This is a genomic window from Variovorax paradoxus (assembly GCF_024734665.1).
GTDB lineage: Bacteria > Pseudomonadota > Gammaproteobacteria > Burkholderiales > Burkholderiaceae_C > Variovorax.
The window spans coordinates 6,150,399-6,166,395 of record NZ_CP102931.1 but is presented as its reverse complement, the minus strand read 5'-3'; the positions used below and the strand labels follow the sequence as shown (position 1 = coordinate 6,166,395).

The 15,997-nt window shown below is 70.1% G+C and carries 9 protein-coding genes; 5 read left to right on the top strand and 4 right to left on the bottom strand.

The window, feature by feature from the left end:
• Nucleotides 1-5,427 (top strand): two-partner secretion domain-containing protein, encoded by a 5,427-nt coding sequence (locus tag NWF24_RS28910; RefSeq protein ID WP_258351524.1) that lies wholly within the window; start codon nt 1-3, stop codon nt 5,425-5,427.
• A gap of 16 nt (nt 5,428-5,443) precedes the next feature.
• Here the strand turns inward: NWF24_RS28910 and NWF24_RS28905 are convergent, their stop codons facing one another.
• Entirely contained in the window at nt 5,444-6,079 is a 636-nt protein-coding gene (locus tag NWF24_RS28905) for a cysteine hydrolase family protein (protein ID WP_258351523.1), read from the bottom strand.
• A 100-nt stretch (nt 6,080-6,179) separates the two neighbouring features.
• On the opposite strand from NWF24_RS28905, the gene NWF24_RS28900 reads away from it, so the two are divergent.
• Complete coding sequence (locus NWF24_RS28900; RefSeq protein WP_258351522.1) at nt 6,180-7,145, top strand: GlxA family transcriptional regulator; 966 nt, start codon at nt 6,180-6,182, stop codon at nt 7,143-7,145.
• Between the two features lie 23 nt (nt 7,146-7,168).
• Here NWF24_RS28900 and NWF24_RS28895 read toward each other — a convergent pair whose 3' ends face one another.
• From NWF24_RS28895 to NWF24_RS28885, 3 genes are all read right to left on the bottom strand, one after another.
• Entirely contained in the window at nt 7,169-9,091 is a 1,923-nt protein-coding gene (locus tag NWF24_RS28895) for an ATP-binding response regulator (RefSeq protein WP_258351521.1), read from the bottom strand.
• A 53-nt stretch (nt 9,092-9,144) separates the two neighbouring features.
• A complete protein-coding gene (locus NWF24_RS28890; protein WP_258351520.1) occupies nt 9,145-10,191 on the bottom strand; it encodes an ABC transporter substrate binding protein in 1,047 nt (348 codons plus the stop codon).
• Nucleotides 10,192-10,358: 167 nt separating this feature from the next.
• The gene (locus NWF24_RS28885; protein WP_258351519.1) at nt 10,359-12,248 is read right to left on the bottom strand and encodes an ATP-binding response regulator; all 1,890 of its coding nucleotides are present in this window, start codon (nt 12,246-12,248) and stop codon (nt 10,359-10,361) included.
• Nucleotides 12,249-12,410: 162 nt separating this feature from the next.
• Here NWF24_RS28885 and phnD (NWF24_RS28880) point away from each other — a divergent pair, with 162 nt between their 5' ends.
• The 3 genes from phnD (NWF24_RS28880) (at nt 12,411) to tssK (ending at nt 15,989) form a co-directional block, all read left to right on the top strand.
• Complete coding sequence (phnD, locus tag NWF24_RS28880) at nt 12,411-13,445, top strand: phosphate/phosphite/phosphonate ABC transporter substrate-binding protein (protein WP_258351518.1); 1,035 nt, start codon at nt 12,411-12,413, stop codon at nt 13,443-13,445.
• Entirely contained in the window at nt 13,445-14,503 is a 1,059-nt protein-coding gene (gene phnD, locus NWF24_RS28875; protein ID WP_258355375.1) for a phosphate/phosphite/phosphonate ABC transporter substrate-binding protein, read from the top strand. The genes phnD (NWF24_RS28880) and phnD (NWF24_RS28875) overlap by 1 nt, the downstream gene beginning before the upstream one ends.
• 154 nt (nt 14,504-14,657) lie before the next feature.
• A complete protein-coding gene (gene tssK / locus NWF24_RS28870; RefSeq protein ID WP_258351517.1) occupies nt 14,658-15,989 on the top strand; it encodes a type VI secretion system baseplate subunit TssK in 1,332 nt (443 codons plus the stop codon).
• Nucleotides 15,990-15,997: the final 8 nt, after the last annotated feature.

Here is a 15,997-nt window from a genome sequence, read left to right as displayed (position 1 = left end):
ATGAAGCAACGCAATCGAATTCCACAACAGCGGCGGCTTCAACTGCGGCCCGTTGCGCTGTCGCTCCTGTGCGCGGGCCTCGCGCCGGCGATGGCGCAGGTACTGCCCGCCGTTTCGACGCTCCCTGGCGCCATCGTCGGCAACGTCACGATGACGCGGAACGGCAACGTGCTGAACATCAATCAGCCGTTCCAGCGCGGCATCGTCAACTGGCAGACCTTCTCCATCGGTGCGGCCAACACGGTCGACATCGCACAACCCAGCACGCGTGCGGTGCTGCTCAATCGCGTGGTGGGTGACGGCGGCACCATCCAGGCATCGCGCATCGACGGCACGCTCAAGACCTCGCTGATCGGAAGTCCGAACCTGCCGGGCGGCAGCGTGTTCCTCATCAACCCGAGCGGCATCGTGTTCGGCAAGGGCTCGTCGGTCAACGTGGGCGGGCTGGTTGCGTCCACGCTGGACATCGCCAACAACAACTTCATGCCCGCGGGCTCGGAGAACAAGGCCTTCGACAAGAGCGAGCAGCTTGTCTTCGTCGGCCCCTCGGGCAGCATTGCGCAGGTGAGGGTGGAGGGCGGCGCGTCGATCACCGCATCGCAGGGCGGCACCGTGGCGCTGGTCGGCGGCTCGGTGCGCAACGACGGCGAGATCAACGTCGCGCGCGGCTCGGTGGGCCTGGTGTCGGCCAGCAAGCTCACGATGAACCTCGACTTCGACGGCGACGGGCTCACGACCTTCAAGGTGCCGCTGGACGGGCAAACCACCTTCAAGCTCGCGGACCTGCAGGCCACCGACACGATCGGGGACAAGAACAGTCCCACCACCGCGCAGCTCATGAACACCAGCAACATCACGGCCAATGGCGGTCGCGTGGTGTTGATGGCGGCCGCGGCGGATGTCGATGCACGCCAGCTCGTGGTGAGCCAGACCGGCGTGATCCGGGCGCTCTCGCTGTCCACGCGCAACGGCGAGATCGTGCTCGACGGTGGCCAGTCGCCGGCGCGCTCGAACGAGATGCTGCTCGGCGGCACCCTCGATGTGACGGGTACCGAAGCGGGCGTGGCCGGCGGCTCGATCACCGCGAGCGCGGACTACGTGCGCCTGTCCGCCCTGACCGCGGATGCAGGCGGCAGCAAGGGCGGGCAGATCCAGGTAACGGGCAACAGCGCAGTGAGCATGTCGCCCGATTCGGTGCTTCGCGCGAACGCCACCGGTGCCAACGGACAAGGCGGCACAGTGGACCTGAGCGCCGACTACACGCACGTCTCCGGCCAGCTCCAGGCGCGCGGCGCGGGCAGCGGCGCGGGCGGCACCATCACCACCACGGCGCGGCAGGTCGAGGTGACCGAGCTGGCGCAGATCGACGCGGCGGGCGGCGCGAGCGGCGCCAATGGGACCTGGGTGGTCGAGTCGAAGGGCACGCTCAATGTAGACAACACCGTGCCGCCCTACGACCCGTCGGACTACGCGCAGAACACGGCCGACACGCGCATCAGCACGGCAGCCATCGGCAACGCGCTGGGCCGCTCGACCGACGTGACGCTGCGCACCGGCTCCAACGATGGCGAGTCGCACGACGTGGTGTTCCAGGACAACGCGAGCATCGTCAAGTCGCAGGGGCGCGATGCGCGCCTCACGGTCGATTCGCTGCGCGACATCCAGATGTCCAGCGGCTCGTCGATCCGCTCGGAGAGCGGCGCGCTGCACGTGGACTTCAACGCCAACTCGGCCGGCGGCACCGACGGCGGCGTGATCGAACTCAACAACGCGAGCATCGCCACCAACGGCGGCAACATCCGCTTCTACGGGCAGAGCGACGCGGCCAACGGCTACGCGGTCGGCGGCATTGCGCCCACCGATGGCGGGCCGAATATCGGCCGCGCGGGCATCTCGCTCTTCGACAGCACGCTGAACACCTGCGCGATGGCCTCGGGCGCCTGCGGCGGCAGCGGCGCGATCACGCTGCGCGGGCAGGGCACCAGCAGCTCGGCGGGCGATCCGAGCTACTACGTGAGCTCCGATGGCGTGCAAGTCTCGGGCAGCAGCCTGACCACCGGCGCGGGCAACATCGCGATCACCGGCGCAGGCGGCATCGGCGCGGGTGGTGTGCTGCTGGACGGCACCGAGAGCAACGACACGGTGCTGCGCACCGGCACCGGCGACGTGAACATCACCGGCAGCTCGCGCAACTGGACGGCCACGGACCCCGTCGCGGTGTACGGCAGCACCGTGGACTTCGTCGACAGCTCCTTCCCCGACGTGACCACGGGCAACATCGGCGGCATCTCGATGCGCGGCGCGATCATCGATGCCGGCGGGCGCGTGGCCATCGACGGCACCGGCAGCGACATGCAGGGCCTGACGGCGAACAGCGCCTTCCTGACCTCGGCATCGGCCGCCAACGGCGGCGCCGGCATGAGCTACGGCGCGGGCAACGGCGTTTCCATCCTCGGGGGCAGCATCACGGCCGGCAAGGGGCGCGACGTGTCGATCTCGGGCACGGCGGGCGGCAAGGGCTTCGACGTGGCGAACGGCGCCGCGACCGTCGGCAACGACGCATCGGCGGTGGTGCTCGGAATGGAAGCCGGCGGCACCGTGCGCGCCGAGGGCGGACGCATCGCGATCGACGGCCGCGGCGGCGACGTGCGCGTGGGGCGCGTGAACCTGCGCGACCTGGAGTCGGGCATCACCATCCTGCCGGTGCTCGACGTATCGAGCAGCACCGGCGCGGGCGGCACCGTCAGCCTCAGCGGGCGCAACGTGCTGGTGACCGACGCGTTCGACAACGTGACCACCATCGACGCCGGCGGCGCGGGCCAGGCCGGCACCATCGACGTGCGCGCCACCAGCACCATCGCCATCAGCGACCAGGCCAGCCTGCGCGCCGACGCGAAGTCGGCCACGGGCAACGGCGGCACGGTGAACGTGATCGCGGGCGACACGCTGCGCGGCTACGGCAGCCTGTCGGCGCGCGGCGGCAGTGCCGGCGGCAACGGCGGCAACATCGAGACCTCGGCGCCGCACTTCGACCTGACCGGTGTGCGCGTGGACGCCTCGGCGCCTGTAGGCACGGCCGGCACGTGGACTATCGACCCCTACAACGTCATCATCGCCCATGGCACGGCCAGCGGCAGCCTGACGGGCGATCCCTTCGCGCCGATGGCGAATTCGACGGTGCAGGACGGCGACATCAACGCCGCGCTCGACAAGGGCACCAGCGTGACCATCACCACCGGTACCGGCGGTGTGGCGACCGACGGCAACATCAGCTTCGACACGCTGGCGGCGATCCAGCGCACGACCGGCGGTGCGCCCCTGACCTTCCAGCTCGACGCCGCGCACAACATCAGCGGATCGGGCAACAGCAACACCATCCAGTCGGCTGACGGCGCACTCAACGTGGTGTTCAACGCGGGCGTGGGCGGGCAGGGTGGAACGATCAGCTTCAACGGCACGATCAATACCAACGGCGGCAATGTGACGATGAACGCCGATGCCGGTGCGAACAGCAACTCGGCGCTGTCGCTCAACGGAACGAAGATCGACACGCGCACCATCGCGGGCGGCGACGGCGGGCCGAGCGGTTTCGTGCAACTGAGCGGCAGGCGTACCCTGCCGACCACCGTCTTCAGCACGGTGCCCACGGTCGACCTCACGGGCGTCACCATCCAGAGCAGCACCGGCGATGTCTCGATCACCGGCGTCGGTCAGCATGGCGATGGCGTGCGCATTCAGAACGGCACGGCGGCAAGCCAGATACTGACCACCAGCGGCGACATCGACATCGTGGGTATCGGCGCCAGCTACAACTACAGTCTTTCTCCGTTGTCCGTGCAAAGCGTCGAGATCACCGGCGCGACGGTGGTCCGCAGCGTAGACGGCAACATCGGCATTCGCGGCCTTGTGACGCCTGGTCCGCTGGATGCGCCTTCGGGCGGCGTGCTGCTGGCTGGTACAGCGCTGGTCACTACGCTCGGCGTGGGCAACATCGACATCGCGGGCGAGTCGCAGGCCAACGGCACTGGTGTCACCATCGCCGCAGGCGCGCAGGTGAACGGCAACAACAACGTGGTGCTGCGAGCCAGCAACAGCGGCACCGTCGATGCCCTGGTCGTGGGCGGAAACGTGCGCGCGGGCAATGTGCTCAACCTGCGCCCCGGAGGCGTGGACGCGGCAGGCAACGCGGTCGATCGCACGGCCAACCCGATCACGCTCGGCGGCACGGCGGCCACCGGCTTTGCGGTGTCGGCCGACGAGTTCACGCGGCTCGACGCGCCCACCATCGTCGCCGGAAGCAACGCGCACGCGGCAGACATCAACGTCGTCGGGCCGCTGAGCGTGCCCAACGCGCTGACGCTGCAGAACGGCGATGGCGGCAACATCCAGCTCGGCGGCGCGCTCACGGCGTCGAAGATCGGGCTGATCTCGGGCGGCAACATCACGCAGACAGCCGCCGCGCCGATCACCGCCGGCACGCTGCTGGCGCGCTCCACCGGCGGCAGCGTGCTGCTCGACCAGGCGGCGAACAACGTCAGCGCCGACACCGTGGGCGGCGGCGCGGCCGGCGCCTTCCGGTATGTCGATGTCGACACGGTGAAGCTGGGCTCGGTGAGCGTCGCCGGCTACGACGCCGCCGGCAATGCGCCGCAGGTCGTGTCGGCCACCTCGATGGCGGCCGACACCGTGTTCGTGCGCACGCTCAGCGGCGACCTGCTGCTGGGCGCCAACGTGAGCAGCACGAGCGGCACCGATCTCGTGGCGGCCTCGCGCTTCCAGAACACCGGCGGCTACACCATCGCCGGCGCGCCGTGGCGCGTGTGGGCCGACACCTGGGTGGGCGAGACGCGCGGCGGCCTGGCGGGCTCGGGGCTGTACCCCAACCTGTACCACTGCGCGTACTCGGGCCTGTGCGCGGTGAGCATTCCCGCGGGCGCCAACCACTTCATCTACGCGCAGCAGCCGGTGGCGACGGTGATCATCGCCAACGCGAGCCGGCCCTTCGGCTATCCGAACCCGCTGTTCAGCTACGGCATCGGCGGGCTCATCCTGGGCGACACGGGTGCGGGCTTCGCCGGCTTCCTGTTCTCGCCGGCGCTGCAGGCCAGCCCGCAGGGCGCGTACCCGATCAACGGAACCTTCACCTCGGCCGAGGGCTATGCGGTCAACGTGGTGCCGGGCACCCTGTTCGTCGGCGGGCTGCCCAACCTGCCGCGCCCCGACGTGTTGCGCGACCTGCCCGCCACCTGGGTGTACGACCGCAACATCGGCCCGCCGCCGATCTGCTTCGCCACCGGGCCGCTGGAAGGCGACCGCGCAACGCAGGGCAGCGACGTGCTGGCGCGCGAATGGTCGCGCGTGCGCTCGCGGCCCAACCTGTCGAGTTGCGTGGACACCGAAAAGCGCAACGGCTGCGCAGACTTCTGACTGATCCGCGTCCGGTTCAGGCGACGCCGCGTGCTCGGCGGTTGGACATCACGACGTTGTCCTTCGGGATGACCTGGCCCTCGCGCATCGCCGAGATCCACGCGTCGGTCGAAGTCACGGCCGCGAAGTTGCTGTGGAAGACAACGCTGAAGACGCGATGGATTTCTTCCGCCGTGACCTTGCCCGCCGCGTTCTCGTACGGCAGCGCGCCGCTGGCGTCGGCCAGAAACTCCACGTTCAGCCCACGGTGCATGGCCTCGAACACGGTGGAAGCGTCGCAGTTCTGCGTCATGTAGCCGGCCACGCTCAGCGTGTCGATCTCGTGGCGCGCGAGCCAGTCGGCGAAGTCGGTGCCGGTGAACACGCTCGGAAAGCTCTTGGTGATGAGATGGTCGTGCGGGCGCTTTGCGATCTCGGGGTGCAGCTGGCCGTTGTGCGTGTCGGCCTGGAACACTGGCGCGCCCTTGGGGGCATGGTGACGCACCACGACAACGGGCGTGCCGGCGGCGCGGGCGGCGTCCATGGCCTTCGTCACGTTGGGCAGCGTGCCTTCGATGGGCGGGAACTCGATCGGCAGGCCGCCGCCTTCGAAGTATTCGTTCTGCACGTCGATCACGACGAGGGCGCGGCGTGGGGTTGTGGTGTTGCTCATGAAATGCTCCTTCTCTCTGGTTGTTCGGATGGCCTGATTCTTCGCCTTTGCACCGTTTGACGACAGTGGCCCGAAAGCCATTCATCGATAAGATCGGGCCATGCGCAATCCGGCCATCGAAACCATCGCCGTCGTCGCCTTCGACGGCATCAGCCCCTTCCACCTGTCCGTGCCCTGCATGGTCTTCGGTGAAGACCGCACGGAGACCGGCGCGCCGCGCTTTCGCATGCGGGTGTGCGCGCCGGAGCCCGGAGCGCTGCAGACCAACGCGGGCTTCACGCTCGTGGTGCCGCACGGGCTCGAGGCGATACGCCGGGCGCAGATCGTGGTGGTGCCTTCATGGCGCGACGACGGCAGCGCGGCGCCGCCCGAGCTGATCCGCGCGCTGCAGGCCGCGCACCGGCGCGGCGCCACCGTGGTCGGCCTGTGCCTTGGCGCATTCGTGCTGGCCGAGGCGGGGCTGCTCGACGGCCGGCCCGCCACCACGCACTGGAAGCTGGCCCCCGCTTTCGCCAAGCAATATCCGAAGGTGCAGCTGCAGCCCGAGGTGCTGTACGTGGACGACGGCAGCGTGCTCACCTCCGCCGGCACGGCCGCGGGCATCGACTGCTGCCTGCACCTGCTGCGCGTGCGCTACGGCGCCGAGACGGCCAACCGCGCCGCGCGGCGCATGGTGGTCGCGCCGCACCGGCAGGGCGGGCAGGCGCAGTACATCGAGCAGCCCGTGCCTGCAACAGCCGAGCGCGACCGCCTCGCGCCGCTGCTGGAGTGGCTGGGCGGGCACCTCGACACGCCGCACGAACTCGACGACCTGGCGCGGCGCGCGCTGATGAGCCGGCGCAACTTCACGCGGCGCTTTCGCGAATCCACCGGTACCACCGTCGGCCAATGGGTGCAGAACCAGCGCCTTGCGCTGGCGCAGCGGCTGCTGGAAACCACCGATCACCCAGTCGAGCGCGTGGCGACCGGTGCCGGCTTCGGCTCGGCGGTGTCGTTGCGCAAGCATTTCATGTCGGCGTTCAAGGTGTCGCCGACGGTGTATCGCCGGCAGTTCTCGCGGGCGTAGACACAGAAAGAAAGCGCCGGGGGTCAGGCGATGTGCACGTGCCGCCGCGTGGTGAGCAACGCCCGCAGCTTCGCCGGCGCAACCGGCTTGGTCAGCAGCATCACCCCGCCATGGCGCAGCCGCTGCAGCACCTCCGGCCCGGTGGCGCCCGACACCAGCACCGCCAGCGCATCGGGCTGCAGGCGCTTGGCGGCGTCGATCACGTCCACGCCGTCGCCTTCGCCCGCCAGTTGCAGGTCGCACAGCACGGCGTCGTAGTGGATGTCGCCGGTGCCCAGCCGCGCGATGGCCTCGGAGCCGCTGGTCACGCATTCGACCTGGCAGCCCCATTGCTCCAGCAGCGCGCGGCTGCCGTCGAGGATGGCGGGGTCATCGTCCACCACCAGGCAGCGCAGGCCGGCCAGGGGCGCGACGGCGAGCGGCGGCGGCTCGGGTGGCGTGATGTCCGCCAGGCGCGCCTCGGGCAGCGTGAAGCTGAAAGTGCTGCCCGCCTGCAGCGCCGATCGCACGGTGATGCGGGTTCCCAGCAGCGCGGCAATGCGCGCACAGATGGCCAGCCCCAGCCCGAAGCCGCGGCGCCGGTCGCGCTCGGTGTTGGCCACCTGGTAGAACTCTTCGAAGATGCGGCCCTGGTGGATTGGCGCGATGCCCACGCCGTTGTCGCGCACCTCGATGCGCACGCCGGCCGGACTGCGCCGTGCGGCCACCAGCACCGTGCCGCCCTCGGGCGCATGGCGCAGCGCGTTGCTCACCAGGTTGCCGACGATGCGCCGCAGCATCGCCGCGTCGGTGCGCACGGCCAGGCCGCGGTCGCTCCAGCGCAGCCGCACGCGGGCCTCGACGGCGGTGGCGGCGTGCTGCGCATCGAGCTGGTCGAACAGCGCGGCGAGGGGCACCTTGGCAATCGCCGGCGTCAGCACCTGCGCATCGAGCCGCGAGATCTCGAGCAGGTCGTCGAGCAGCACGCCCATGAACTCGGTGCTCTCCTGCAGCCGCAGCACGGCCGGGCGCTGCGTGGGCGAGGCGCCCGGCAGCAGGCCGTCGATGAACAGGCCCATGGCATGCAGAGGCTGGCGCAGGTCGTGGCTCGCGGCCGCCAGAAATCGCGCGCGCGACAGTGCTGCCTGCTCGGCCTCGGCCATGCGCTGCAATGCGACGGCGGTGGCCTCGCGCACGCGCTCCTCGCTGACCTGTCGGTTGCGCTGCAGTCGCTCGGCGAGGCGGTCGATGTCGTGCGCGAGCACCGCGAGTTCGTGCGTACCGCGCGTGCCGCCCTCGACCACGTCGCAGCGCACCTCGAAATGGCCCGACTCCAGCGCCGCCACCGTGCGCGACACGCGCCGCAGCGGCCGCGCCACCGTGCGCGCCATGTGGCGCACCGAGGCCCAGGCCGCCACCAGCGCCACCAGCGCAATGCCGATGCCCGCGAAGAGCGAGCGGCTGCGCTCGCGCGTGTAGGCGGTGGTGTCGCGGAAGGTCTGCACCAGGCCGATGGGCGTGTCGCCCGCAGCGGTGGAGCCGGCGGGTGCGAAGGCGCTCGCGCGCGAGGCCTCGCGCAGCGTGACCGGCGAGGTGAATATGCGCAACTGCGCCAGCGGCGGTGTCTTGGGCCCGGCCGTGACGTACACGCCCGCGCTGTTGCTGATCTCCACGCGCGTCACCTGGCCGCCGCGCAGTGCGGCATTGGCCACGTTCTGCAGTGCAGGCAGGTCGCCGGCGTAGAGGCTCAGATCGGACATGGCCGCCACCTGCCGCGCCACGGCCTGGCCTTCGGCGTCGAATGCGGCTTCGAGGGTCTGCAGCCGGTTGTGCGTGAACCAGCCGGTGAGCGCCAGCGCCACCGCCGCACACGGCACCACGCCGAGGCGGAACAAATCGCGCTGCAGGTTGCCGCGCACGACCAGCGTGTGGGGAGACTGGGGGGGCGGTGGTGTCGGCGTGGGCATGGGCGCACCGGCCCCGTTTGTTCCCGGCGGGCCTTGAGAGGGCGGTGCGGTGCTCATCGCGGGGCTGCGAGCCGGTCGGTCAGTTCCCGTTCCTCCGGCATGCGCAGGCCGAGTCCGCGTGCCACGGTGGCGTTGACGCGCACGGTGGCGGGCGTTGCCGCTTCCACCAGCGGCGCATTGCTGTTGCTGCTGCCCGTGCCCGCGCTCGCCACTTTCTGGCCGAGCAGCCGGGCCTGCTGCGCGAGTTGCGACGGCGTCGATACCGCCGCGGCCAGGCCGCCCGAGCGCACCAGTCCTTCGCTTGCGCCGAACACCGGCAGGCCCGCGCTCGCGCCGGCGCGCAGCACCGAGAGCGTGGCCGCCTGGCTGTCGCCGATCAGGTCGGGCAGCACCATCAGCGCGTCGCTCAGCGGCACCACCTGGCGCAGGGCGTTGGCCAGCGACTTGGCGTCGGGCGCGTATTCCACGCGCAGGTCCCAGGGCGGGTTTGCGCCCTGCGCCGCGCGTTGCAGCTCGCGCACCAGCGGCTCCGACTCGGGCGTGGCGACCACGCCGATGCGGTGCTTTTGCGGCAGCACGGCGGTGATCAGCGCAAGCTGGTCGGCCATGGCCGGGTCGCGCAGCAGCACGCCCACGCGCCGGTCGCCGCGTCGCAGGGCGGGGCTGCTGGCCTTCAGGGTTTCGTATTCGAGCCGGCTCAGCATCGCCAGCACCAGCGGCTCCTGGCCCGGCCGCTCGACGGCGGCGCGCGCGGCGGCAGGGCCCACGGCCATGGTGAGGGGCGCATCGGAGGCGGTGCGCAGGCTGCGCGTGCGCACGCCGGCGTTCGCGGCGCGCTCGGTGTCTGTTGCCTCCGTGGGCGGTTGCGGATCGGTGCCAGCCGGCGTGAGCCGCACCAGCTCGAACTTGCCGCCGGGCTCCTGGTCCGCGCGCAGCTGCTGCACGAACTCGGAAGACGCCGCGGCATCGTCGCCCATCAGCACCGTGAGGCTGGAGGCCGAGGCCGGAGCAGCGAACGAGGCGGTACCGGCCCACACGAAGCCCACGGCCAGCACGGCGCGGCGCAACCTTCCGGGGAAGGGCGAGAGAAAGGAATTCACGGCAACAAACATGGACTGCTTCCGCAGCGAGGGGGCGATAGTCCAATGTAAGGACGGACCCGGCTTGGCGCGATAAGGCGGAGGGCTTATGTCCCTGTCGGCGGGGGCCTGCTCGTGTGACGGATTCCACACGGCAGCAGCCGCACGGCCTATGTCCGATGGACTACCTACGCACCTACCGCCAGCGCCGCAACGGCCCTTTGCGCCTGGATGGCCTGGCGCAGCACGCGCGGCGACACCGGCTTGTATAGCACCGTGATGCCCGCGCTCGCCACTTCGCGCAGGCGGTCGGGCTTGGTCTCGCCGGTGACGAGCAGGCGCGCGGTGCCGGCGCCGATGCCGCGCGGATGGCGCTCCAGCGCGGCGATCACGTCGAGCCCGTTGTCGCCGCCCTGCAGCAGCAGGTCGCTGATGACCACGTCGGGCGGCTGCTCCCAGGTGTCGGCCAGCGCCAGCGCCTCGGCGCGGGTCTGCGCGGGCAGCACCTCGGCGCCCCAGTTGGAGAGCACCACCGTCAGGCCTTCGAGGATGGTGCGCTCGTCGTCGATCACGAGGATGCGCACGTTGGCCAGGCTTTCTTCTTCCTCGATGGCGGCAACGGCAGGCGACCCCGCCGGCGGTGGCAGTGCGGCCGGAGCCGAACGCACCAGCACCCGCACGCAGGTGCCCTTGTGCAGCTTCGAGCTCAGCTCGACGCGCGTGTTGAGCAGCTCGGCCAGGCGCTGCACCGTGGCCAGGCCCAGCCCCATGCCGCGCGCGCCGCGCGCCGCCTGGCGGCCGGTGGGCTCCACCTGGTAGAACTCCTCGAACACCCGCGCCTGGTGCTGCGCGGCAATGCCCACGCCGGTGTCGACCACGTCGATGCGCACGCCCCTGCCGCGTCGCCGCGCGCCGATCAGCACGCCGCCCTCGATGGTGTGACGCAGCGAGTTCGACACCAGGTTGTTCAGGATGCGCGACAGCATCACGTAGTCGCAGCGCACCCACATGTCGGTCTTGCGCACCACCAGCCGCAGGCTCTGCTGCTCGGCCACCGGGCGGAAGTTGCGGCTGATTTCATCGAACAGCCGGTCGAGCGGAAAGTCGATCCACTGCGGCTGCAGCACGCCCGCGTCGAGCTGCGACAGGTTCAGCAGCTCCGAGAACAGCCGGTCGAGCGAATCGACGCATTCGCGGATGTGGCCGATGCGCTGCAGCTTCACCGGGTCGTGCTCGCCGTTGGCCAGCCCGTCGGAGAACAGCGTGAGCGCATGCAGCGGCTGGCGCAGGTCGTGGCTGGCGGCGGCCAGCAGGCGGGTCTTGGCCTGGCTCGCCACTTCGAGCTGCTGGTTCTTGCGGGCCAGCTCGGCTGTGGCCTCGTTGATGCGGCTTTGCAGCAGCCGATGGCTTTCCGCGAGTGCGCGCGCGGCCTGGTTGAAGCCGTGCTGCAGGTGGCGCACTTCAGACGTGCCCTCGATGGCCACGCTCGCGTCCTCGCCAGCGCCGAGGCGGTCGACCGCCTTGCCGAGCGCGCGGATCGGCTCGCTGATGCGCCGCGCCGCCCACCAGCCCGCCAGGCCCACGCCGACGAGGCTGATCACCAGCACCAGCCCCACGTTGAACCAGACCGAGCGGCGCGCGCTCTGCACCGCGGCCAGGCTCATCTCGACCATCACCTGGCCGTTGTGGCGACCGTCGTCGCCCACGATGGGCACCACCACCTGCAGGCCGTCGCCGCGGGCGCGGTCGACGGTTTCGGAGTTGGCCACGATCTCGCCGTCTTCCGTCCAGATCTGCACTTGCTGCACGTTGGGCTGGTAGGTGCCCGACTGGGCGGTGCGCGCCAGCGCGCGGCGGTCCATGCGTGCCAGCGGCGCCTGCGCCACCGTGGCCACCTGCAGCGCCACCGTCTGCGCATTGGCGCGCATCAGCTCGGTGAGGTTGTCCAGGTGTTGCCGCGTCAGCACGGTGATGGCCGCCAGCGTGGCCAGCGTTGCCGGCACCATCGCCAGCAGGATCAGCTGCTGGGCGAAGGTCAGGCGCGCCAGGCCGCGCAGGACACGGAAGTTCCAGTTCATGGGGGCATCGGACGCATGGGCGCCGAGCTTGGGGGGGCGGTCCGGAACTGGAAAGACAGGAAAAACATCACAAAAATTGCTTGCAATTGATATTTAATGGCGTCCGCGCTGCCCATGTTAGACCCGCCGGTGCGCAACGGCCCTATCTCTTTAGGTCCAGAAATGCAGGCTTTCATGCGCCGATTCGTCGATTTCCCGGGTGCCCTCCGTACGGCGGCACTGGCCTTGCTCATGGGCTTTCCGCTGTGGGCCGCGGCCCAGGCCAGCCCGCTGGACGGGCCGGTGCGCTTCGGCATCCTGCCGCTCGGAGGCGCCTTCGAGTCGCGCAGCGACTGGGACCCGCTGCTGGCCGAACTGAGCCGCGCCATCAACCGCCCGGTGAGCGTGCTGTCGGTCAACTCGTACGAGGCGCTGGAGCAGGCCATCCAGCGCGACGAGGTCGACATGGCTTTCCTGTCCGGAAAGATGGCGCTCGACGCCGTGACCCAGCGGCGCATGAAGGTGGTGGCGCAGGTGGTGCGGCACGACGGGCTGCCCGGCTACCGCGCGCTGCTGCTGGCGCGCAAGGCGCCGCCCTTCAACTCGCTGAAGAACATGCTCGACCAGCCCGAGCGCTGGCGGCTGGCGCGCGGAGAGAAGCAGTCGGTGTCGGGCTTCATCGTGCCCCAGCTGCAACTCTTCCTGCCGAACCACATCGCGATGGAGACGCGCTTTCGCAGCGAGATCGTGGGCACCCACCAGGCCAACGCACTGGCCGTGGCCAACAGCGAAGCCGACGTGGCCACCAACAACACGGCCGACTTCGAGCGCTTCAAGCTGCGCTTTCCGGCCGAGACCGAGCGGCTGCAGGTGCTGTGGGAGTCGGACCTGATCCCGCACGCGCAGATCGTGGTGCGCCGCGAATACACGCCCGAGCTGCGCAAGCGCGTGCAGGCCTTCCTGACCGGCTACGGTCGCGCCAAGGGGCCGCGCGGCGACGCCGAGCGCCTGGTGCTCAAGTCGCTGCACGACCTGGCCGGCTTCGTGGCTGCCGACAACAGCTCGCTGCAGCCCGCGGCCAAGCTGGCCTACCAGCTCGCCAAACAGAACGCCATGACCGCGCAATGGGTGAACGACGCCGCGCGCGAAGCCCGCCTGCAGCGCATCGAGAGCGGCTACGCCGAGCAGGTCAGCGTGCTCAAGGACGTGACGCCGTGATGAAGCCTTGGCGCGTGGCTGCCGTGCTGGTGCTGGCCTTCGCCGCCATGCTGGCCGGGCCGCTGCCGGCCATGGCGCAGGGGGCCGCCGCATCATCCGAGAAGACAGCAGAGAAGGCCGCGCCAGTGCCGATCAGGATGATCCGCTTCGGCGTGCTGCCGCTGGGCGGCACCGTCGAATCGCGCGCGTTGTGGACCCCGCTCATGGCCGACATGAGCCGCAGCCTCGGCATTCCGGTGAGCGCCTATTCGGTGCCGACGTACGAAGAGCTCGACCGTGCCATCGGCCGCGACGAGATCGACATGGCCTTCCTCTCGGCCAAGATGGCGCTCGACGCCGTGATGCAGCGGCGCATGAAGGTGGTGGCGCAGATCGCCCGGCACCCCAGCGTGCCCGAGCACCGCGCCGTGCTGCTGGTGCGCAAGGCCGGGCCGCTCAACACCCTCGAAGGCGTGCTCGCGCAGCCGGAGAAATGGCGGCTCGCGCGCGGCGACAGCCGTTCGGTCACTGGCTTCATCGTGCCGCAGAGCCAGCTCTTCCTGCCGAACAACATCGAGATGGAGACGCGCTTTCGCAGCGAATTCGTCGGCACCCACCAGGCCACCGCACTGGCCGTGGCCAACGGCGACGCCGACGTGGCCACCAACAACACCACCGACCTGGAGCGCTTTCGCCAGCAGTTCCCGGTGGAGGCCGAGCGGCTGCAGGTGGTGTGGCAATCGGAGCCGCCGCCCGGCGCGCCGATGGTGGTGCGGCGCGACTTTCCGCCCGAGTTCCAGGCGCGGCTGCAGAACTTCCTGACCGGCTACGGCAAGGGCAAGGGACCGCGCGCGGACGCCGAGCGCGAAGTGCTCAAGACCCTGCGCGCGGCCTACGGCTACGTTGCGGCCGACGACAGCGCACTGCTGCCGGAGGCGCGGCTGGAGCATCAGCTGGGCAGGCAGCGCGCCATGGCCGCCTCGTGGGTCAACGACGCGGCGCGCGAACAGCGGCTGCAGCGCATCGAGAAGACGTACGCGGAGCAGGTCGAGATCCTGCGCGTGGCTCCGGCGCGCTGAACGCCGGGTTCGACTCTCAACCTAGTCCCTTCGCCGTAGCTCCAAATCCCCCCGCCTAGGCCATTAGCTAGGCCTTAAGGCGGATTTGCCTCCCGTCCCCCGCGCCGGAAACTTCGTGTTTCTTTCAGGCACCCTTGCCGTTGACGGAGTGCGGATGAGTTGGCGAACAAAAGTGGTCTGGAGCGAGGGGATGCTGTTGCAGCCTCAGCACCTGCAGCAGAGCGAGCGTCATGCCGATCATGCGAGGCATGTGCTTCTGCGTTCGACCACCCCCTACGCCTGGGGCTTTGCCGAGCTGGAGATCGACGCCGCTGCGCTCACGCTGGGCAAGCTGGCGCTGGTGCGGGCGGTCGGCATCTTCGGCGACGGTACGGTCTTCGACATGCCGGCGGTCGACCCGCTGCCCGAGCCCATCGACATTCCTTCGTCCATGCGCGACGAGGCCGTGGTGCTCGCACTGCCGCTGCGCCGCGCCGGTGCGCGCGAGGCCGACGCCGAAGAATATGAAGAGCTGGTGCGCCACCGCGTGCTCGAATCCGAAGTGCCCGATTCGAACACCGCCGGCGAGCGCACGGCGATGCTGCAACTGGGCCAGCTCCACACGCGCCTGATGCGTGCCGGCGAAGCCACCGACGCCTGGACCACCATCGGCGTTGCCCGCGTGGTCGAGCGCCGCGTCGACAACCAGGTGCAGCTCGACCGCGCCATGCTGCCGCCGCTGCTCGACGTGGCCGGCCATGCCGTCATTCGCGCCTGGCTCGACGAACTGCTGGGGCTGCTGCGCCAGCGCGGCGAAGCGCTGGCGGGCCGCATGACGCAGGGCGGCACCGGCGGCGTGGCCGAGATCGCCGACTTCATGCTGCTGCAGGCCGTGAACCGCAACGAAGCCATCTTCGCGCACCTGGCAAAGAGCGCGATGCTGCACCCGCAGCATTTCTTCGAACATGCCCTCGGGCTGGCCGGCGACCTTTCGAGCTTTCGCGACTCGCGCCGCGTCGCGCGCTTCGGCCCCTACATCCACGACGACCTTGCGCTGAGCTTCCGCCCGGTGATGGACGACCTGCGTCGCAGCCTCTCGATGGTGTTCGAGCAATCGGCCATCCGCATCGAGCTGCATGACCGCAAGCACGGTGTGCGCGTGGCGATGGTGACGGACGTGGAACTGCAGCGCAAGGCGACCTTCGTGCTCGCGGTGAACGCGAACATGCCCAGCGAAGCGCTGCGCGCGCGCTTCCCCACGCAGGTGAAGATCGGTCCGGTCGAGCGCATTCGCGATCTGGTGAACCTTGCGCTGCCGGGCGTCACGCTCACGCCGATGCCGGTCGCGCCGCGGCAGATTCCCTTCCACACCGGCGCCAACTACTTCGAACTCGAAACGCGCAACAGCGACCTGTGGCGCCAGCTCGAGCAATCCGGCGGCATCGCGATGCATATCGCGGGCGACTTCCCCGGCTTGGACCTCGCGTTCTGGGCCATTCGTTCCTAGCCACATGG

What these genes read in the sequence shown, in the direction of transcription:
- NWF24_RS28910 (WP_258351524.1), top strand. Translation starts at nt 1, where the DNA reads ATGAAGCAACGCAATCGAATTCCACAACAGCGGCGGCTTCAACTGCGG.
- NWF24_RS28905 (WP_258351523.1), bottom strand. Translation starts at nt 6,079, where the DNA reads ATGAGCAACACCACAACCCCACGCCGCGCCCTCGTCGTGATCGACGTG.
- NWF24_RS28900 (WP_258351522.1), top strand. Translation starts at nt 6,180, where the DNA reads ATGCGCAATCCGGCCATCGAAACCATCGCCGTCGTCGCCTTCGACGGC.
- NWF24_RS28895 (WP_258351521.1), bottom strand. Translation starts at nt 9,091, where the DNA reads ATGCCCACGCCGACACCACCGCCCCCCCAGTCTCCCCACACGCTGGTC.
- NWF24_RS28885 (WP_258351519.1), bottom strand. Translation starts at nt 12,248, where the DNA reads ATGAACTGGAACTTCCGTGTCCTGCGCGGCCTGGCGCGCCTGACCTTC.
- phnD (WP_258351518.1), top strand. Translation starts at nt 12,411, where the DNA reads ATGCAGGCTTTCATGCGCCGATTCGTCGATTTCCCGGGTGCCCTCCGT.
- phnD (WP_258355375.1), top strand. Translation starts at nt 13,445, where the DNA reads ATGAAGCCTTGGCGCGTGGCTGCCGTGCTGGTGCTGGCCTTCGCCGCC.
- tssK (WP_258351517.1), top strand. Translation starts at nt 14,658, where the DNA reads ATGAGTTGGCGAACAAAAGTGGTCTGGAGCGAGGGGATGCTGTTGCAG.